Source organism: Stenoxybacter acetivorans DSM 19021 (genome assembly GCF_000745895.1).
Classification (GTDB): Bacteria; Pseudomonadota; Gammaproteobacteria; order Burkholderiales; family Neisseriaceae; genus Stenoxybacter; species Stenoxybacter acetivorans.
Genome location: NZ_JQKE01000012.1, coordinates 1 through 19451 on the forward strand (window position 1 = coordinate 1; position 19451 = coordinate 19451).

Annotated in this window: 17 protein-coding genes; 7 read left to right on the forward strand and 10 right to left on the reverse strand. The window is 47.5% G+C overall.

Translation table 11 applies throughout. From position 1 onward, the window contains the following. Positions 1 to 439 precede the first annotated feature (439 nt). The 6 genes from Q384_RS01500 (at position 440) to Q384_RS01525 (ending at position 7146) form a co-directional block, all read left to right on the forward strand. A complete protein-coding gene (locus tag Q384_RS01500; RefSeq protein ID WP_037585527.1) occupies positions 440 to 2068 on the forward strand; it encodes a CTP synthase in 1629 nt (542 codons plus the stop codon). 41 nt (positions 2069 to 2109) lie between these two features. Further along, on the forward strand, positions 2110 to 2730 hold the full coding sequence (locus tag Q384_RS01505; protein ID WP_037585528.1) for a YiiX/YebB-like N1pC/P60 family cysteine hydrolase: 621 nt from the start codon (positions 2110 to 2112) through the stop codon (positions 2728 to 2730). 88 nt (positions 2731 to 2818) lie between these two features. Further along, entirely contained in the window at positions 2819 to 4081 is a 1263-nt protein-coding gene (locus Q384_RS01510) for a D-amino acid dehydrogenase (RefSeq protein WP_342665966.1), read from the forward strand. A 227-nt stretch (positions 4082 to 4308) separates the two neighbouring features. Next, positions 4309 to 5265: a glutathione synthase gene (gshB, locus tag Q384_RS01515; RefSeq protein WP_037585531.1), complete on the forward strand. Its 957-nt coding sequence runs from the start codon at positions 4309 to 4311 to the stop codon at positions 5263 to 5265. Between the two features lie 44 nt (positions 5266 to 5309). Further along, positions 5310 to 5708, forward strand: a complete 399-nt coding sequence (locus tag Q384_RS01520) for a diacylglycerol kinase (protein ID WP_037585532.1) — start codon at positions 5310 to 5312, stop codon at positions 5706 to 5708. A 130-nt stretch (positions 5709 to 5838) separates the two neighbouring features. After that, a complete protein-coding gene (locus tag Q384_RS01525; protein ID WP_051940263.1) occupies positions 5839 to 7146 on the forward strand; it encodes an AmpG family muropeptide MFS transporter in 1308 nt (435 codons plus the stop codon). Positions 7147 to 7530: 384 nt separating this feature from the next. Here Q384_RS01525 and Q384_RS01530 read toward each other — a convergent pair whose 3' ends face one another. Together Q384_RS01530 and Q384_RS01535 are read right to left on the reverse strand one after the other, a co-directional pair. Beyond that, complete coding sequence (locus Q384_RS01530) at positions 7531 to 8478, reverse strand: PhoH family protein (protein ID WP_037585533.1); 948 nt, start codon at positions 8476 to 8478, stop codon at positions 7531 to 7533. A gap of 48 nt (positions 8479 to 8526) precedes the next feature. Continuing rightward, positions 8527 to 9405 (reverse strand): chorismate mutase, encoded by an 879-nt coding sequence (locus tag Q384_RS01535; protein WP_037585534.1) that lies wholly within the window; start codon positions 9403 to 9405, stop codon positions 8527 to 8529. 219 nt (positions 9406 to 9624) lie between these two features. Between Q384_RS01535 and Q384_RS01540 the strand changes: the two genes are divergently transcribed. After that, positions 9625 to 10083: a c-type cytochrome gene (locus Q384_RS01540; RefSeq protein WP_037585535.1), complete on the forward strand. Its 459-nt coding sequence runs from the start codon at positions 9625 to 9627 to the stop codon at positions 10081 to 10083. Between the two features lie 342 nt (positions 10084 to 10425). Here the strand turns inward: Q384_RS01540 and lpdA are convergent, their stop codons facing one another. From lpdA to Q384_RS01580, 8 genes are all read right to left on the reverse strand, one after another. Beyond that, positions 10426 to 11856, reverse strand: a complete 1431-nt coding sequence (gene lpdA / locus Q384_RS01545; RefSeq protein ID WP_037585536.1) for a dihydrolipoyl dehydrogenase — start codon at positions 11854 to 11856, stop codon at positions 10426 to 10428. Positions 11857 to 12013: 157 nt separating this feature from the next. Continuing rightward, a complete protein-coding gene (locus Q384_RS12490; RefSeq protein ID WP_051940265.1) occupies positions 12014 to 12754 on the reverse strand; it encodes a toxin-antitoxin system YwqK family antitoxin in 741 nt (246 codons plus the stop codon). Between the two features lie 11 nt (positions 12755 to 12765). Then, positions 12766 to 13503 (reverse strand): toxin-antitoxin system YwqK family antitoxin, encoded by a 738-nt coding sequence (locus Q384_RS12495; protein WP_051940267.1) that lies wholly within the window; start codon positions 13501 to 13503, stop codon positions 12766 to 12768. Between the two features lie 11 nt (positions 13504 to 13514). Further along, positions 13515 to 14273: a hypothetical protein gene (locus Q384_RS12500; protein ID WP_051940269.1), complete on the reverse strand. Its 759-nt coding sequence runs from the start codon at positions 14271 to 14273 to the stop codon at positions 13515 to 13517. A gap of 13 nt (positions 14274 to 14286) precedes the next feature. Next, on the reverse strand, positions 14287 to 14628 hold the full coding sequence (locus tag Q384_RS01565) for a toxin-antitoxin system YwqK family antitoxin (protein WP_156956390.1): 342 nt from the start codon (positions 14626 to 14628) through the stop codon (positions 14287 to 14289). Continuing rightward, positions 14598 to 15077, reverse strand: coding sequence for a hypothetical protein (locus Q384_RS12505; protein WP_051940270.1), 480 nt, complete (start codon positions 15075 to 15077; stop codon positions 14598 to 14600). The genes Q384_RS01565 and Q384_RS12505 overlap by 31 nt, the downstream gene beginning before the upstream one ends. A 74-nt stretch (positions 15078 to 15151) precedes the next feature. Then, the gene (odhB, locus tag Q384_RS01575; RefSeq protein ID WP_037585538.1) at positions 15152 to 16363 is read right to left on the reverse strand and encodes a 2-oxoglutarate dehydrogenase complex dihydrolipoyllysine-residue succinyltransferase; all 1212 of its coding nucleotides are present in this window, start codon (positions 16361 to 16363) and stop codon (positions 15152 to 15154) included. A 42-nt stretch (positions 16364 to 16405) separates the two neighbouring features. Further along, positions 16406 to 19237 (reverse strand): 2-oxoglutarate dehydrogenase E1 component, encoded by a 2832-nt coding sequence (locus Q384_RS01580; protein ID WP_037585540.1) that lies wholly within the window; start codon positions 19235 to 19237, stop codon positions 16406 to 16408. Positions 19238 to 19451 lie beyond the last annotated feature (214 nt).

Here is a 19451-nt window from a genome sequence, read left to right on the forward strand (position 1 = left end):
ATCAGACATCAGACATCAGACATCAGACATCAGACATCAGACATCAGACATCAGACATCAGACATCAGACATCAGACATCAGACATCAGACATCATTATAGACAGATGTGAAGATGTTGAGATCTACTTTGTTTAATTTCTTAATTAGATTATTACATAAGTTACTAAAATAAGGTGATTGTATTTTTTGAGCAAATGATTGTAAAAATATATCAGATATAAAATTTTCATGAAGTTTGACTAGTATCAAATAAGTATGTGATGCTGCTGTATTTTTTTGACAAAATATGGTAGTCGTTTTTTACTAATCTGATTACCGCGTTCTTGATTGAAAAGAAGCCTTTATTTTAAAGGCTTGTATCAAAGCGATGCCCATGCGGTTCTGCTGCTGTGGGGGCATTTGTGTTAAAATAGTCCATTCCAATACGGTAAAATTGTCATGACTAAATTTATCTTTGTTACCGGCGGCGTTGTTTCCTCTTTGGGTAAAGGCATCGCCGCCGCTTCTGTTGCGGCTATTCTCGAATCGCGTGGTTTGAAAGTTACCATGCTCAAACTAGACCCCTATATCAACGTTGACCCCGGTACCATGAGTCCGTTTCAGCACGGCGAAGTGTTTGTTACCGACGACGGCGCGGAAACCGACTTGGATTTGGGGCATTACGAGCGGTTTATCAATGCAACGATGTTTAAGCGCAACAATTTTACTTCAGGTCAAGTCTATGAAAGCGTGATTGCCAAAGAGCGGCGCGGTGATTATTTGGGCGGTACAGTACAGGTTATCCCGCACATTACCGATGAAATCAAACGAAAAATTCATGAGGGCGCGGCAGGCAATGATGTTGCCATTGTTGAAATCGGCGGTACGGTGGGCGATATTGAATCGCTGCCGTTTTTGGAAGCGATTCGCCAAATGCGCAGTCAGCTGGGGCGGAACAATACTTTATATGTGCATTTATCGTATGTGCCGTATATTGCTGCTGCCGGTGAAATCAAAACCAAACCAACTCAGCATTCGGTAAAAGAATTGCGCGAAATCGGTATTCAGCCCGATGTGTTGGTGTGCCGCATGGACAGGGTATTGCCCGAAGATGAAAAACGCAAAATTGCGTTGTTTTGTAATGTGGAAGAGCGGGCGGTTATCGGCTGCTATGATTCTGACAGCATTTATAAAGTGCCGGAAATGCTGCATGAGCAGGGCATAGACGCGATTATTTGTGAGCAGCTACAATTGAATGTGCAGCAAGCGGATTTGACTGAATGGAAGAAAATTGTGTATGCGATTGAGCATCCCAAGCACAAAGTCAAAGTTGCCATGGTCGGCAAATATGTGGATTTAACCGAGTCGTATAAATCATTGTCTGAAGCATTGAAACACGCAGGCATTAAAACCGAAACCGCTGTGGATATTGTCTATGTGGACAGCGAATCCATTGAAAATAATGGTGTTGATGTTCTCGAAGGCATGGACGCGATACTTGTTCCTGGCGGCTTCGGCAGCCGCGGCGTGGAAGGCAAAATCCGTGCGGTGCAGTTTGCGCGGGAAAATAAAGTGCCGTATTTGGGTATTTGCCTTGGTATGCAAATCGCCTTGATTGAATATGCACGCCATGCGGCGGGTTTGAACGGTGCGAATTCCACCGAGTTTGATTTAAAAACCCCGCATCCGGTGGTGGCTCTGATTGATGAATGGCAAGACCGAGACGGACAAATCGAAAAACGCGATGCCAATGTCAATTTGGGCGGTACGATGCGGCTGGGTGCGCAGGAAGTGGTGTTAAAGCCCGGCAGCTTGGCGGAACACATCTACCACGATGAACACATTCGCGAACGCCATCGCCATCGCTATGAAGTCAATAATTATTATGTGCCGCAATTGGAAGCGGCGGGCTTGGTTATCGGCGGCGTGTCGGCAGGGCATGAACATTTGGTGGAAACCATTGAATTGCCGCATCACCCGTGGTTTTTTGCCAGCCAATTTCACCCCGAATTCACTTCCACGCCGCGCAACGGACACCCTTTGTTTACAGCATATATTCAGGCGGCTTTGGCATCTAAAGGCGATTGATTTTTTTTCAGGCAGCCTGTTTATTCAGGGAGGGCAATGCGATGCGTTTCGATACGATGTATTCAATCTGTTCAGGCTGCCTGAAGCGGCTGGTGTTGATCATGGTTTGTGCGCTTGGTTTAACGGCGTGTGCCGTGAGTATTCACACCGCTTCACCCAACACCGAACAGCAAGCCGATGTTATTGATGAAATAAAGCCCATATTGCAGCACGGCGATTGGCTGGTGGTGCGCGGTGTTCATGCCACCGATGATTTTGTGTCTGCCGTAACCAATGCGCCTTTATCCCATGCCGCCGTTTATGATGCCGAGAATCAGGAAGTGATTGAAGCGGAAGGCATTGGTGTACACAGCACGCCATTGGCTGATTTTATTGCCAAATCGCAGCGGGTAATGATTATTCGTTCACAGTGGCATACGCCTGAAAACGCCGTCCAGGCTGTTAAACGCGCTCGCTCTCACATCGGCAAACGTTATAATCTGAGCGGCTTAATCGGTATCAATACGCCAGACACCTATTACTGTACTCAATTGGTGGTGGACGCTTATACGGCGGGTAAACGAGCGGAAACGGTCAATCCCTTGCCGCCCGTGATTTTGCCGCGGCAAATGTTTCACTGGGGGCGGATTGTTTATGATTCGGGCGTGGGGCTGCGGGAATAGGCAGCAGGTTGCCTGAAAACGGCAGAGTAACAAATCAATCGTATTCACGGCGTATAATGCGCATTTTTTGATTGGCAGTGAAAAGGCAATGTCAATGAAAGTATTGGTTCTCGGCGCGGGCGTGATTGGTGTCAGCACGGCTTGGTATTTGGCAAAAAACGGGCATGAGGTTACAGTAATAGACCGTGCGGCAAGTGCCGCGGCGGAAACCAGTTTCGCCAATGCAGGGCAGTTGTCATATGGTTATACCACGCCTTGGGCAGCACCCGGAATGCCGAAAAAAGCGATGAAGTGGTTGTTTAAAGAACATTCGCCGCTGATTATTCGCCCGGACGGCAGTGTGTATCAATGGCTGTGGCTGTGGCAAATGTGGCGCAACTGTAATGCACATGCCTATACCACCAATAAAGAGCGCATGGTGCGGGTGTCTGAATACAGCCGCGAAATGCTGAGCCGATTGCAAGCAGAAGAACACATTGATTTTGAAGGCCGCCAACGCGGTACTTTGCAAATTTTCCGTACCGACAAAGAAGTTGCCGCCTCAAAAAAAGACATTGGTGTACTGCAAGAGTATGGCGTGCCGCTTACGGTGATTGACAACCCCGCACAATGCACCGAATACGAGCCTGCGTTGGCACACATTGCGCCGCGTTTGGCAGGTGCGCTGTATCTGTCCAATGACGGCACGGGTGATTGCCGTTTGTTTACTGAGCGGCTGGCTGAAAAATGTGTGGGTTTGGGTGTGCGGTTTTTATTTCAGCACACCATCAATGCCATTGAAACCAATGGCTGCCGCGTACGCAGTGTGTTGGCAAACGGACAGCGTTTTGAGGCAGACCATTATGTGTGCGCTTTGGGCAGTTTCAGCCGCCCGATGTTGAAAACCGTGGGCATGAACGTGCCGATTTATCCGGTTAAAGGCTATTCACTCACCATTCCGATACACAACGAAGCCGCCGCGCCGGTATCAACCGTGCTTGACGAAACCTATAAAGTGGCGATTACCCGTTTTGATCGGCGCATTCGTGTTGGCGGCATGGCAGAGTTATCGGGTTACCGTTTACAGCATCACCCAAAACGCAAAGAAACTTTGGATTTGGTGGTAAACGAATTGTTTCCAAACAGCGGGCAAACGGAATCTGCTGAATTTTGGAGCGGTTTGCGCCCAATGACTCCTGACAGCGCGCCGCTGATTGGTGCGACTCGTTTTGCCAACTTATCGCTTAACAGCGGACACGGTACTTTGGGTTGGACTATGGGCTTGGGCGCGGGCAAAATTTTGGCGGATTTAATCAGCGGTATTCAGCCGGAGGTGGTATATGGCGATTTATCACCGGCGCGCTATGTTTAAGGCTGCGGCAACACAATGAAAAACACCATTGCCCGCACGGAAAACAGATGACAGCGGGGCGATTGCATTGCTTTTTGTTTTTAAATATAGCGACAGCGTACAAATAAACATTCAGGCTGCCTGAAAAAATCACAAGCAGCCTGAATCTTCAAACGAACACATCTTTCAAAACCGAAGGTATTGCCCGATAATGTGTTTCAATATTTGCTTATCCTGAAATGCCGCTCATGAATATTTTATTTATTGCCGACCCTTTACCTGCCTTCAAAACCTATAAAGACACCACTTATGCCATGATGCGCGAAATGGCATCGCGCGGCTGGGTGTTGTCGCACACTTTATCTGAACAATTAAGTGTTTCAGGCAGCCAAGTATCGGCACAAACACGCGTGTTTGATTTTTTGGGTGCAAAAAACGAACATGACCACGCGTGGTTTCGTTATCAGCAGGCTGAAAAACGGGCTTTAAACGAATTTGATGCCGTGATTATGCGCACCGATCCGCCGTTTGATTTGCAATATTTATACGCCACACAATTATTAACTTTAGCAGCACAGCAAGGTGCAAAAGTGTTCAACAGCGGGCAAGCCATGCGTGATTTCAATGAAAAACTGGCGATTTTGCCGTTTAAATCATTCATTGTGCCAACGCTGGTGTCCACACGTGCCGCAGACATGCGTGAATTTCTGGCAGAGCACGGCGATATTATTGTGAAGCCTTTAGACGGCATGGGCGGTATGGGCATTTTTCGGCTCACCGAACACGATCCGAATATCGGCAGTATTTTGGAAACACTGATGCGTTTGGATACGCGCACCATTATGGCGCAGCGTTATATTCCTGAAATCCGCGCCGGCGATAAACGTGTGCTGGTGATTAACGGCGAAGTGATTCCCTATGCGCTGGCACGGATTCCGCAAGGCGGCGAAACGCGCGGCAACTTGGCGGCGGGCGGCAAAGGCGTGGCACAACCATTGAGTGCACGTGATCGTGAAATCGCTGAAAATTTAGCACCCATGCTGCGCGAGCGCGGGATTTTATTGGCGGGATTAGACATCATCGGTGATTATTTAACCGAAATCAATGTAACCAGCCCCACCGGTTTTCAGGAAATCATGCAGCAAACCGATTGCAATGTTGCCGCTGTGTTTACCGATGCGCTGGCACAGGTTGCGGCTGCCTGAAAACAGAGCAGCCCCTCTCTCAATTTTTCAGGAAATGGCAAACCATGACCCAATCGCCCGTAAACGATTACGCACAGCAGATTAAAGGCAAAACAGGTATTCGCCGCATCATCAATGCCTGCGGCTATTCGCTGGCAGGTTTTCGTGCCGCATGCAGTGAAGCGGCATTCAGGCAGCTGTTGTGGCTCAATGGTGTGCTGCTGATTCTGGTTTTGGTTTTGGATCTGGGCGTATCTTCGCGAATGATGCTGGTTATGGCGTCTGCGCTCAGCTTAATTGTGGAATTGTTTAACACTGCGCTGGAAGCCGCTGTTGACTACACCTCAACCGAATACCACCCCTTGGCAAAACGCGCCAAGGACGTGGCTTCGGCGGCGCAAATGATTGTGTTAATCTTGTTGGCAATCTTGTGGCTGCTGGCTTTGTGTTACGATTGGCACTGATTGTGTCAAAACAATGATTTTCTTTTAAAATCACGGCGGTGCTGTTCTGAAGAATGCGCCGCTGTCTTCAAAATTCGGCTGTTGCTGACGGCTGTTTCCGATTCCCCGATTTTTTCCTTTGTCCATTCGTATGAATATACCCCATTCCAATCACGCTTCTCAAACCCAATCGCGCCTGCGGCAGCAAATTTTCAGCCGCCGTATGTTGCTTTGTGTTTTTACGGGCTTTACTTCAGGCTTGCCGCTGTATTTTTTGATTAATTTATTACCTGCATGGCTGCGCACTGAAGGTGTGGATTTGAAAAGTATTGGTTTATTTTCGCTGATTGGGCTGCCGTTTACATGGAAATTTATGTGGTCGCCGTTAATGGACGCGGTGCGTTTGCCATTTTTGGGCAGGCGGCGCGGCTGGATGGCGGTAACGCAAATCATGTTGCTGGTATTGATGGCTTTATTTGCGCTGCTCGACCCCAAGCAAAGCGGCATGTTGTGGTGGATTATGGGTTTGGCATTGGCAGTAGCATTTTTTTCAGCCAGCCAAGACATTGCGTTGGACGCGTTTCGGCGCGAAATACTGCCTGACAGCGAATTGGGTTTGGGTAATGCCATTCATGTTAATGCGTATCGCATTGCTGCTTTAATTCCGGGTTCTTTGTCTTTGGTGCTGGCGGATATTTATCCGTGGCAGACGGTGTTTATGATAACTGCACTGTTTATGCTGCCGGGTTTGCTGATGACACTGTTTTTGGCAAAAGAACCCACATTGCCGAGTATTGCCCCAAAAACCTTGCACCAAACCAGTGTTGAGTCGTTTATTGAATTTTTTGGCAGAAAGGGCATCAAATCAGCCTTGCTGGTGTTGCTGTTTATCTTTTTATACAAATTGGGCGACAGCATGGCAACCGCGCTGGCAACGCCGTTTTATTTGGATATGGGCTATTCCAAAACCGATGTGGGCTTAATTGCCAAAAATGCGGGGCTGTGGCCGGCGGTGATTTCCGGTATTGTCGGCGGTATTTGGATGCTGAAAATCGGCATTAATAAAGCCTTGTGGCTGTTTGGTGTGGTGCAAGTCGTTACCATTTTGGGCTTTGTTTGGCTGGCGGGTTTTGGGCATTTCGATACCATTACTGCAACAGAGCAGTGGATGCTGGCGGCGGTGATTGCTGCCGAAGCGGTGGGTGTTGGTTTGGGTACGGCGGCATTTGTGGCGTATATGGCGCGTGAAACCAATCCCGCATTCACGGCCACTCAGCTGGCTTTATTTACCAGCCTTGCCGCAGTGCCGCGCACTTTTTTCAATTCCGGCACAGGCTATTTAATTGAGTGGCTGGGCTATGTGTCGTTTTTCTGGCTGTGTTTTGCTTTGGCAATACCGGGTATGTTGCTGCTGCATTGGGCAGCACCTTGGCGGGAAACGCCGCGCAATATCGGCTGAATAAACAAAAAATCTTTGTTCTAAACAGCTTAGAAAGTAATCCACAGAATCTGTGGATAAGTCTGTTGATAAGTTGTTGGTCGGTGCGTTAAAGTGCCCAAAATAAACGGTTCAAGCCCAATTGATTAAAAAATAATCAGCTTAAATAATTTATTTATAATCAATATGTTAAAATAATCATGTTGTTTTGAAATCACCATTTATTGTCAATGCGCTGAAAACATGACATCAATAAAACGCTGTGTAAAAAATCCCTTGTTTTTCTTGACAAGTGGTGGTTTACGGGAAAATTGCTTCGGTTGATTGACCAAGCCGCAAAGGTAGACTTGCCGCACTTTTGCTATTGCTTGTCATAAGCCGATTGAGGTTGGCTCGCCGATTTTTTTACTCTTCATTTGCGTTGTCATAAGCATCAACAATTTTTTGTACCAGCGGGTGGCGCACAATGTCTTCACTGGTGAATACGTGAAAGTAAATGCCGTCGATATTTTGCAATTTTTCGCGGGCATCTTTTAAGCCGCTTTTAATGTGTTTGGGTAAATCAATTTGGCTGATGTCGCCGGTAATCACGGCTTTTGCGCCAAAGCCGATGCGGGTGAGAAACATTTTCATTTGCTCCGGCGTGGTGTTTTGCGCTTCGTCCAAAATCACATACGCGCCATTGAGGGTGCGTCCGCGCATATACGCCAAAGGTGCGATTTCAATTAAGCCTTTTTCCAAAAGTTTGGTTACGCGGTCAAAGCCCATTAAGTCGTATAAAGCATCGTAGAGCGGGCGCAGATAGGGATCTACTTTTTGCGCCAAATTACCGGGTAAAAACCCCAGTTTTTCACCTGCTTCCACAGCAGGGCGCACCAATACGATGCGTTCCACTTGGTGTTTTTCGATGGCATCAACCGCTGCTGCCACTGCCAAATAGGTCTTGCCTGTGCCGGCAGGTCCCAATCCGAACACCACGTCGTGAGTGAGTAAGGCGCGGATATAGCCGCTTTGGCGCGGGGTTCTGCCGCTGAGGTTGCCGCGGCGGGTGCGGAAATGCCAATTGCCGCCTTGATTTTCGTGTTGTTGTGTATGGGTTTTGGCTTCTACTGCCGCCAGTTGAATGTCGTGGTTGTCCAAATCGCGTTCTGCGGCGGTTTTTGCCAATATGTTTAAAGCCGTAATGCCGATTTTCGGGTTGCCGCCGCTGATAATAAATTGATGAAAGCGGCGGCTGATGTCTAAATCCAATGCTTTGGCAAGGGCTGTGATGTGTTCGTCTAATGCGCCGCACAAACGCTGTAAAATGGTGTTGTCAATGTCAGTGAGGTTGTGGTGTAAAGTTTGGGTCATATGAAAGGATTGTCTGTGGGGTAAGTATGAAACAGGCTGCCTGAAAGGTTAAGCAGCAGTAATTACGCCATGTGCACCGGCAGCCAAACTCAAGGCGAGTAGAGTGTCGGCACGCATATAGGCGTGAGGCAGATGCAAAATGTTGGCAATAATCGGCAAATGGCTGATTTGTCTTGCTTTCACCATGGCTTCAATATCCAAGCGGTAGGGCGCGGCGCGATCAAGGCATAATGTGCCTGCTTCACCCAAAATAATGTGGTGATTGCCTTTGAGGGCGATGTGTTCTGCGGCAATCAGCCAGTCATCTGTTTGGTGGTGTTTGTCTTTGCACAACACCACGGGAACATTCAGCCGTCCGATTTCTTCTTGTAAATCACGCCCTGCCATGAGTTCGCCGCCCAAATAAATAAAATCTGCCTCGGCTTTTAAAACAGCACTCAGCTGGCGAATATCGCGCACACGTACCAACACGGGTTTTTCGGCTTGATGCGCGGCAGCGATAATGCGGTTTAAATAAGCCAGCCGCTCATTTTCAGGCAGTCCATTGTCATGGGCATAAGGGGTGTTCGGCCGGAAAAAAGGGTCGAAAAATATGGCGGCGGTATCGGGCAGTTTGTCTTTGATAACAGGGGCGATGCGATGAAAATGCACGCCGCCGAAAGAGACACCGCGCACGGTAATGACGCTGTCGGTTTCTTGGGTTTGGCGGCTGATGATGCGCCAGTCATGCAATACTTTTACGGCTTTTTCCACACCGCGCAAAACCTCAATTTCACGCGGTTCAAACACGCGTTCATCACCCACTGCACCGATAATGGTGCGTTCAGTGCCGCGCGAAATATGTTCTTGCAAACCGCGCTCACGGATAAAACACACAACATCATCAATGGCATCATCATCGGCGTGGTGCTGCATTACGATAATCATATTCAGATCTCTTTTATTGTGCTGGTTTAACAGGATTTTAGGTGATGCCGCACGGTTTGTCATGAACGGAATGCGGATTGGTGCGTAAACTGTTTAGTAATGTTAGTAAGTGCAAATGGAATATAGCTGATACGAAAAATAGATACAATATCGCCTATTCGGTACGATACCGAAATATGTTTGCTAAATAATAAACACCATACCATAAGGACACGCACTATGAAAAAAATTGCTTTACTGCTGACTTTGGCAACATCAATTGGCTTGGCAGCCTGTAGCGGCGCACCTGCTGAAGTGGCAAAAGGCCCCAACGCCGAAGCGCGTACAGCTGCATTTAAAAAAATGATGCCTGATTTTTCAAGCATGGGCAAAATGGTGAAAGGCGAAGAAGCCTATGATGCGGAAAAATTCAAAGCCGCCGCTGCTTCTTTTGCTCAATTGAGCCAAGAGCCATTTAAACACTTCACTTCTGACGGTGAAGGCAAAGACGGCGATTCACTGCCGAACATTTGGACTGACGCAGAAAAATTTAAAGCAGAAGAAACCAAATTTGCCGATGCGGTGGTGGTTTTGAATGAAAAAGCACAAGCAGGTAATTTGGAAGAAATTAAAGTGGCTTACGGCAATACCGGTGCAACTTGCAAATCTTGCCATGATACTTTCCGCCGCCCGAAATAAAATAATTTTATATTGAATGAAAAGGCTGCCTGAAAATGTTTTCAGGCAGCCTTTTTTCAGGCAATTTTCTAACAGAATATGATTCCGATTTCTATTGCACGGATAGAGTTGTTTCGGATTACGGTGTCATAAAAAAAGAAAGTCATTTGGTTGTGTATTGCTTTTTCGCTGCGAACGCACCGACGCACATGAAATCTCTTGGCTCTGTTTGCCAACGCCGAATACGACACTTTATTCCGATATAAAAACAGCAAAAAATCAGCCCTTAAATACCAAGATTTAAGGGCTGATCATAATGACTCATGGCTGAAGGCAACAGCACAAAGCTAATTCACAAGAATATTAACCGTGTAAAGCGCGTTTATCCGCTGCCAAAGCCGCTTCGTGTAATACTTCAGATAAAGTGGGGTGGGCGTGGATAATGCGGCCGATGTCTTCGGCAGAAGCAGAAAATTCCATACTCACCACGGCTTCTGCAATCAATTCCGATGCCATCGGACCAATAATGTGAACACCCAAAATACGGTCGCTGTCGGCGGCACTCAATATTTTCACGAAGCCTTGTGCCGCACCCAAGCCCAGAGCGCGGCCATTGGCGGCGAAGCCTGATTGTCCTTTTTTGTATGCCACACCTTCGGCTTTGAGCTGCTCTTCGGTTTTGCCTACCCAAGCGATTTCAGGGTGGGTGTAAATCACCCAAGGCACGGTGTTGAAATCGAAATGCGGCAGCTGTCCGTCAATGCGTTCGGCAACAATAACACCTTCTTCACTGGCTTTGTGTGCCAGCATCGGACCGCGCACCACATCGCCGATTGCCCAGACATTGGGCAAATTGGTGCGGCAATCGTCGTCCACTTTGATAAAACCGCGTTCGTCTTTTTCCAAACCAACTGCTTCGGCATTCAGACCGGCAGTGTTGGGGACACGGCCAATGGCAACAATCAATTTATCAAAGGCTTCACTGCGCTGTTCGCCGTTTACCGCGTATTTGACGGTTACACCGCCCTTGCCATTGTTCACGCTTTCAATCGCCACGCCCAATTCGATTTTTAAACCTTGTTCTTTGGTGAAGATTTTGAAGGCTTCTTTGGCAACTTGCTGGTCGGCAGCAGCCATAAAGGCGGGAGCGGCTTCCAAAATGGTTACTTCCGAACCCAAACGTTTCCACACCGAACCCATTTCCAAGCCGATAACGCCTGAACCAATCACACCCAAGCGGGCGGGAACGGCATTCAGGTTTAACGCACCTTCGTTATCCAAAATGTTGATGTTGTCCACGGGTGCAATCGGCAAAGGCCGCGGCACAGAGCCGGTTGCCACAATCACGTGTTTGGCTTCAATCACTTGTTTTGTGCCATTGTTGTCCACTTCGATTTGCCATAAATCGCCGTTTTTACCGACAAAAGAACCTTTGCCAAACAGGCTTTCTACTTTGTTCTTTTTAAACAAGAAGCCAATGCCGCTGGTGAGTTTGGTAACAATGCCGTCTTTGCGTGCAATCATTTTTTTTGCATCAAACGCGTTTACGCTCACATCAATGCCGTGCTCGGCAAAGTCATGCTGGGCGGCGTGATAGTTTTCACTGGATTGCAGCAGGGCTTTGGAGGGAATACAGCCCACGTTTAAGCATGTACCGCCCAAAGCGGGGGCATCGCCCGCTTTGTTCACACCGGCATCAATACAAGCGGTTTTAAAACCCAATTGTGCGGCACGAATGGCGGCAACATAGCCGCCGGGTCCGGCACCAATGACCACGACATCAAATTGAGACATATTTTTTCCTTTTCGTTATGTGCTGCTTTTAATAAACCATTATCAGCAAGTTGGTTATAAATGAGATTGCATATAATTTCAGGCTGCCTGAAACTATTGGCAGGCGTGTAATCATGTTGTTGCAAATCATTGTGTTTTCGAAATTAATTTGCTGTATTTATTCTGCTTCTGCGGGGGTGTTGCCGAATGCATCATCTTTTTCTTCATACAGCAAGCTGTCCAGATAAAAAATTAAATATTCGGATTGAATGCCGGACAATACTGTTCCGTCAGTATCCCAAGCCTCCTCAGCATTGCCGTTTTTGTAAATCGCTGCCGGTTTGCCGTTGCTGTACCAATAACGGATTTCTTGTGCACCATTAACTTCTGCCACTTGTTCGATGAGTTTGCCGGTTTTATTGTAATAACGGATTGATTGGTATTCTCCGTCGGCATTCGGGTCAAAAAAAGCAGTGCGCATATGTCCTTGCTTGTCATATATCATGGTATTGTCCGGTTTGCCGCGCATGAAGTAGGTACTGGATTCACGGCTGCCGTCGGGACGATACCAAATGACTAAACCGTCAACGACATTATTTGAGAAATCACGCAAGCCTTCAGGGTGGAACACCACGATAGGATCGACTTGCTTGGTTTGGCTGTCTTGATAAAAGTCTTGAACCACCCAGCCGCCGTCTTTGGTTTTGCCCAGCACTTTGCGGTAGAACCCGTCTTTAACCGATGTACTGCTGTATTGACCGGTTTTATCAAAATACAAATCCGGTTGATTGACTTTTTCCGCAACCAATGAAGTGATTGATTGCGGCTGAGGTATTGCACCGGCAGATAATTGCGTGGTTTGACACGCTGTCAAAGAACACGCGGCTATTATCAAGCCAATCAATAAACGCCATTTCATTGTTAATTCCTTTATTCACACTCTGTGGGGAGATTGCCAAATGAACCACCTTTTTCTTCATACAGCGAACTGTCCAGATAAAAAATTAAATATCCGGATTGAATGTCGGACAATACCGTTCCGTCTGTGTCCCAAGCCTCAAGTTTGTCGCTTGTGTAAACGGCTGCCGGTTTACCGTTGCTGTACCAATAACGGGCTTCTTTTGCACCATTAACTTCTGCCACTTGTTTGATGAGTTTATCGGCTTCATTGTAATGACGGAGTATCTGGGTTTCGCCGTCGGCATTCAAGTCATCAACAATGCGCACACGCCCTTGCTCGTCATACGTCATGGCACTGCCCGTTGGTTTGCCGCGCATGAAATAGGCACTGGAATTACGGCTGCCGTCAGGACGATACCAAATAACCAAACCGTCAATGACATCATTTGAGAAATCACGCAAACCTTCAGCGTGGAACACCACAATGGGATCGGTTTGTTTGGTTTGGCTGTCTTGATAAAAGTTTTGAATCACCCAGCCTCCGTCTTTGGTTTTGCCCAGCACTTTGCGGTAGAACCCGTCTTTAACCGGTGTGCTGCGGTATTGACCGGTTTTATCAAAATACAAATCCGGTTGATTGACTTTTTCCGCAATCAATGAAGCGATTGATTGCGGCTGAGGTATTGCACCGGCAGATAATTGTGTGGTTTGACACGCTGTCAAAGAACACGCGGCTATTATCAAGCCAATCAATAAACGCCATTTCATTGTTAATTCCTTTATTCACTTAAGGGTTGCTCACACTTGTACTCTGAGGGGATGTTGCCAAATGAACCATCCTTTTCTTCATACAGCAAACTGTCCAGATACAAAGCTAAATAAATGGACTGTCCGTAGGGCAATGCAGTTCCGTCTGTATCCCAAGCCTCAGTATTGTCGTTTTTGTAAACCACTGCCGGTTTGCCGTTGCTGTACCAATAACGGATTTCTTGTGCACCATCAACTTCTGCCATTTGTTTGATGAGTTTGCCGGCTTCGGTGTAAAAGCGAAGTGACTGAGTTTTGCCGTCGGTATTCAGGTCATCAACAATGCGCACACGCCCTTGCTTATCATACGTCATGGCATTGTCCGTTGGTTTGCCGCGCATGAAGTAGGTACTGGATTCACGGCTGCCGTCGGGACGATACCAAATAACCAAACCGTCAATGACATCATTTGAAAAATCACGCAAGCCTTCAGCGTGGAACACCACGATGGGATCGGTTTGTTTGGTTTGGCTGTCTTGATAAAAGTCTTGAACCACCCAGCCGCCGTCTTTGATTTTACCCAACACTTTGCGGTAAAACCCGCATTTAACCGGTGTACTGCTGTATTGACCGGTTTTATCAAAATACAAATCCGGTTGATTGATTTTTTCCGCAACCAATGAAGTGATTGATTGCGGCTGAGGTATTGCACCGGCAGATAATTGTGTGGTTTGACACGCTGTCAAAGAATACGCGGTTATTATCGAGCCAATCAGTAAACGCCATTTCATTGTTAATTCCTTTTCACTCTGTGTGGATGTTGCCAAATGCGCCATCTTTTTCTTCATACAGTAAACTGTCCAGATACAAAGCTAAATAAATGGGCTGTCCGAAGGGCAATGCAGTTCCGTCTGTGTCCCAAGCCTCAGTATTGTCGTTTTTGTAAATTGCTGCCGGTTTGCCGTTGCTGTACCAATAACGGATTTCTTTTTCATCATCAACTCCTGCCACTTGTTTGATGAGTTTGCCGGTTTCGGTATAAAAACGAAGTGACTGGGTTTCGCCGTCGGCATTTAGGTCATCAACAATGCGCACACGCCCTTGCTCGTCATACGTCATGGCACTGCCCGTTGGTTTGCCGCACATGAAGTAGGCACATTCTCAACAGCCACCACAAACCAACGACTTTTTGGTTTGCCGCGCATGAAGTAGGCACTGGATTCACGGCTACCGTCGGGACGATACCAAATAACCAAACCGTCAATGACATCATTTGAAAAATCACGCAAGCCTTCAGCGTGGAACACCACGATGGGATCGGTTTGTTTGGTTTGGCTGTCTTGATAAAAGTCTTGAACCACCCAGCCGCCGTCTTTGGTTTTACCCAACACTTTGCGGTAAAACCCGCATTTAACCGGTGTGCTGCTGTATTGACCGGTTTTATCAAAATACAAATCCGGTTGATTGATTTTTTCCGCAACCAATGAAGTGATTGATTGCGGCTGAGGTATTGCACCGGCAGATAATTGTGTGGTTTGGCAAGCCGCCAAAGAGCACATGGTTATTGCCAAGCCAACCAATAAACGCCATTTCATTGTTAATTCCTTTAGTGAATACAACAACAAAAGCACAGGCTGTCTGAAACATTTTCAGGCAGCCTGTTTGTGGGTTACAAATCCAATAATAAACGGGCAGGATCTTCCAGTGCATCTTTAATGGCAACCAAGGTCAGCACCGCTTCACGGCCGTCAATAATGCGGTGGTCGTAAGACAAAGCCAAATACATCATCGGGCGCACCACCACTTGACCATTTTCAACCACAGCGCGTTCTTTGGTCGCGTGCATACCCAGAATGGCGGATTGCGGCGGGTTGATAATCGGGGTGGACATCATAGAACCGAAAGTGCCGCCGTTGGTGATGCTGAAAGTACCGCCGGTTAAATCTTCCAGAGCCAATTTGCCGTCTTTGGCTTTAACGGCGTAATCGGCAATGGCTTGTTCAATTTCGGCAATACTCATGTCTTCAGTGTTGCGCAAAATCGGTACAACCAAGCCGCGCGGGCTGCCGATGGCGATGCCGATGTCGAAATAGCCGTGGTAAACAATGTCTGTGCCGTCCACAGAAGCATTGACAATCGGGTATTTTTTCAGTGCGGCAACGGCGGCTTTCACAAAGAAAGACATGAAGCCGAGTTTAACGCCAAACTCTTTTTCAAATTTTTCTTTGTATTTATTGCGTAAATCCATCACCGGTTTCATGTTGACTTCGTTGAACGTGGTGAGAATGGCGTTTTCGGCTTGTGATTGCAATAAACGCTCGGCAATACGGGCACGCAGGCGCGACATCGGCACGCGCTGCTCGGTGCGGTTGCCGCCGGCAATGATTTGTGGTGCGGTCGTTTGTGCGGCGGATTTTAACGCAGGTGCAGCGGCTAAAGCAGCAGCGGCACTTTTCACGTCTTCTTTCAAAACGCGTCCATCGCGGCCTGAACCGGCAACCGCGCCCACATTCACGCCTTGTTCTGCAGCCAATTTGGCGGCAGCGGGCAGGGCAATGCCGGCAGCAGATGTTGATGCAACGGCGGGTGCAGGTGTCGGCGCGGCAACCGGTGCTGCTGCGGGAGACGGCGCAGCGGCAGTGGCGGCGGTATCAATTTTTGCCAGCAATTGACCTGAAGTAACGGTTGCACCGTCTTGTTCAATGATTTCCACCAATACGCCGGCTTGTTGGGCAGGTAATTCCAACACCACTTTGTCGGTTTCCAAATCAATCAGGTTTTCATCACGGGCAACGGCTTCGCCGACTTTTTTGTGCCAAGTCATCAAGGTGGCTTCGGAAACGCTTTCGGGCAGCGTGGGAACGGTAACTTCAATAATCATGTGAGTGCTCCTAAAAATAAAGATTTTTGATTTTAAAACGGGTTATTTTAATGCCAAGGCGTCATCAATCAATTGGTTCAGCTGGGCGGTGTGTTTACTCATATAACCAACAGCAGGCGAGGCACTGGTAGGGCGGCCGGCAAATGAGAGTTTTTGTTTGTTGGCAATCACGCGTTCAATGCGATGGCGGATTTGATACCAAGCACCTTGGTTTTTCGGTTCTTCCTGCGCCCACACCACTTCAGCGGCATTCGGATAGCGTGCCAATTCGGCTTCCACCTCGTCATAAGGGAAGGGGTAGAGTTGTTCTATGCGCACAATGGCAATGTCTTTTTCCAAGCCGCGCTCAACACGGGCGTTGTGAATATCGTAATACACTTGACCTGCACACAAAACCACGCGTTTTACGCTTTGTTCATTGCCTTCAATGACATCACCAATGACGTTGCGGAAGCGGCTGCCTTCAGTGAAGTTTTCCAAGGGGCTCATGGAGTTTTTCAGGCGCAGCAAGCGTTTTGACATGAAAATAATTAATGGTTTTCGTGCATTGCGCAAAACTTGACGGCGCAGCATGTGGAACATTTGTGATGCTTCAGACGGCATGATCACTTGAATATTGTGTTCTGATGATAATTGCAGCCAGCGTTCCACACGGCCTGATGAATGTTCAGGTCCTTGTCCGTCATAGCCGTGCGGCAGAATGACGGTTAAGCCGCATAAACGCCCCCACTTGGTTTCACCGGAGGTGATGAATTGGTCAATGGCAACTTGCGCACCGTTGGCGAAATCACCAAATTGTGCTTCCCAAATCACCAGCTGGTCGGGTGCGGAGCAGGCATAGCCGTATTCGTATGCCAATACAGCTTCTTCGTTCAAAATGGAATCAATCACCAAAAACGGTGCTTGGTTGGGCGACATGTGGCGCAGAGGAATATATATGCCTGCATCGGATTTTTCGCGGTTTTGGTCGTGCAATACCGCATGGCGGTGTGAGAATGTACCGCGTCCTGAATCTTCACCGGAAATGCGTACACCGCAGCCGTTGGTTACCAAACTGGCATAAGCCAAGGTTTCTGCCATGCCCCAGTCCATGTTTTGTTCACCGACAGCCATAGACGCACGCGCTTCCAAGGTTTTTTTTGCGGTGTTGTGCAGGGCGAAATCTTCAGGTGCTGTGGTAAATTTGTCTGCCAAACGTTTAATATCAGCAGCGGGTAAGGCGGTATCAACTGCTTGATTGAGATCACCGTTTTGATAAGGCGTCCAGTCAACTGAATACTTGCGGCGGTAATCGGTAATTGTGGTTTGTTCTACGTGTTCTCCGCGGTCTAAGGCGGCGCGGTATTCTTGGATATAGCCGTCTGCTTCGGCAGCGGTGATTTCTCCGGACTGGATTAAACGGTCGGCATAAACAGCGCGGGTGCCCGGGTGTTTTGCCACTTTTTTGTACATCATGGGTTGAGTTAATGTGGGGTCATCTGCTTCGTTGTGTCCCAATTTGCGGAAACACACCAAATCAATCACGACGTCTTTGCCGAATTCTTTGCGGTAGTCCATGGCCAGGCTCATCACGTAGCACACGGCTTCAGGATCGTCTCCGTTCACGTGAAAAATGGGTGCATCTACCATTTTGGCAATGTCGGTGCAATAAACAGAAGAACGGACATCGCGTAAATCAGAAGTTGTGAAACCGATTTGGTTATTGATGACCAAATGAATACTGCCGCCGGTGCCGTAGCCGCGAGTCAGTGATAAGTTGAAGTTGGACTGATTAACACCCAAGCCGATAAATGCTGAATCGCCATGAATCAGTACAGGCAATACGGCAGAACGTCCGGTTTTACCGCGGCGGTCTTGACGAGCGCGGACAGAACCTTCCAACACGGGGTTTACAATTTCTAAGTGAGAGGGGTTGAATGCCAAAGATACGTGTATCGGGCCGTTTTGCGTGTTTAAATCGGAGCTGAAACCCATGTGGTATTTTACATCGCCGCTGGGGAGCTTAATGGTGTATTTGCCTTCAAATTCACTGAACAGCAGCGCGGGGGATTTTCCTAAAATATTCACCAGCACATTCAGGCGGCCACGATGCGCCATGCCGATGCTCATTTCTTCTACGCCTTGCGTGCCGCAGTGTTGAATTAAATAATCCAACGCCACAATCGCACTTTCACCGCCTTCTAAAGAGAAACGTTTTTGACCGACGTATTTGGTGTGCAGATACCGTTCCAGTGTTTCGGCGGCAGTGAGTTGTTTCAGAATGCGGCGTTTGGTGTCGATATTGTAGTGCGGTGTGCTTAAATCGTGTTCTACGCGGCTTTGTACCCAGTTTTTTTCTTCAGGGTGGTTGATGTGCATGTACTCAACACCAATGGTGCGGCAATAGGTTTGTTGTAATTTATTGATGATTTCAGACAGCGGCAGCTTCATGCTGGTGGATAAATTGGTACCCGAGTGGAACTGAACAGCCATGTCCGCATCGGTTAATCCGTAGTGTGCGGGGTCAAGCTCGGAAAGATATTCTTTAGGACGGCGTTGCAAGGGGTCTAAGTTGGCGGTGTATGAACCCAAACGGCGGTAAGCAGTCATTAAGTTTAAAACCGACACTTGTTTTTGCATCATGTTGAAATCAACATCACCATGAGCCGCACCTGCTTGATTTTTGTGTTTGGTTAAATTGGCAAAAGATTCCTGAATTGGACGGTGAGCAATGTCTTTGGCGGTGGATCCGGGCAATGCGCTGACGGCATCAAAATATTCTTTCCAATAAGCTCCGACAGAATCAGGGTCTTTCAGGTAACTTTCATATAACTCTTCAATATAAGATGCATTGGCACCATATAAATAAGAAAGATCTTGTTGTTTTTGAATCATAACGTAACACCTTGATTATTTAAATATTAAAATAAAACCGACAAGCGGGGTAACGGGTAATTTAATGATTGGCGGCTCAATTTATTCAGTCAATTGATGTCGGTAACTGCCGATTTTTGTAAACGATATTGCTTGTTTAAAATTATCCGTCATTCTGAAACATTAGTCAGTAGTTATAAATGTTATATTAGGAAAATACATTGGCGGATTGAAT

Bases quoted from the DNA above. Each gene is read 5' to 3' on its own strand.
- Q384_RS01520 (WP_037585532.1), top strand. From the start codon at position 5,310: ATGACCCAATCGCCCGTAAACGATTACGCACAGCAGATTAAAGGCAAA.
- lpdA (WP_037585536.1), bottom strand. From the start codon at position 11,856: ATGTCTCAATTTGATGTCGTGGTCATTGGTGCCGGACCCGGCGGCTAT.
- Q384_RS01540 (WP_037585535.1), top strand. From the start codon at position 9,625: ATGAAAAAAATTGCTTTACTGCTGACTTTGGCAACATCAATTGGCTTG.
- Q384_RS01580 (WP_037585540.1), bottom strand. From the start codon at position 19,237: ATGATTCAAAAACAACAAGATCTTTCTTATTTATATGGTGCCAATGCA.
- Q384_RS01500 (WP_037585527.1), top strand. From the start codon at position 440: ATGACTAAATTTATCTTTGTTACCGGCGGCGTTGTTTCCTCTTTGGGT.
- odhB (WP_037585538.1), bottom strand. From the start codon at position 16,363: ATGATTATTGAAGTTACCGTTCCCACGCTGCCCGAAAGCGTTTCCGAA.
- Q384_RS12500 (WP_051940269.1), bottom strand. From the start codon at position 14,273: ATGAAATGGCGTTTACTGATTGGCTCGATAATAACCGCGTATTCTTTG.
- Q384_RS01525 (WP_051940263.1), top strand. From the start codon at position 5,839: ATGAATATACCCCATTCCAATCACGCTTCTCAAACCCAATCGCGCCTG.
- Q384_RS01510 (WP_342665966.1), top strand. From the start codon at position 2,819: ATGTCAATGAAAGTATTGGTTCTCGGCGCGGGCGTGATTGGTGTCAGC.
- Q384_RS01530 (WP_037585533.1), bottom strand. From the start codon at position 8,478: ATGACCCAAACTTTACACCACAACCTCACTGACATTGACAACACCATT.
- Q384_RS01565 (WP_156956390.1), bottom strand. From the start codon at position 14,628: ATGTGCGGCAAACCAACGGGCAGTGCCATGACGTATGACGAGCAAGGG.
- Q384_RS12490 (WP_051940265.1), bottom strand. From the start codon at position 12,754: ATGAAATGGCGTTTATTGATTGGCTTGATAATAGCCGCGTGTTCTTTG.
- Q384_RS12495 (WP_051940267.1), bottom strand. From the start codon at position 13,503: ATGAAATGGCGTTTATTGATTGGCTTGATAATAGCCGCGTGTTCTTTG.
- gshB (WP_037585531.1), top strand. From the start codon at position 4,309: ATGAATATTTTATTTATTGCCGACCCTTTACCTGCCTTCAAAACCTAT.
- Q384_RS01535 (WP_037585534.1), bottom strand. From the start codon at position 9,405: ATGATTATCGTAATGCAGCACCACGCCGATGATGATGCCATTGATGAT.
- Q384_RS01505 (WP_037585528.1), top strand. From the start codon at position 2,110: ATGCGTTTCGATACGATGTATTCAATCTGTTCAGGCTGCCTGAAGCGG.
- Q384_RS12505 (WP_051940270.1), bottom strand. From the start codon at position 15,077: ATGAAATGGCGTTTATTGGTTGGCTTGGCAATAACCATGTGCTCTTTG.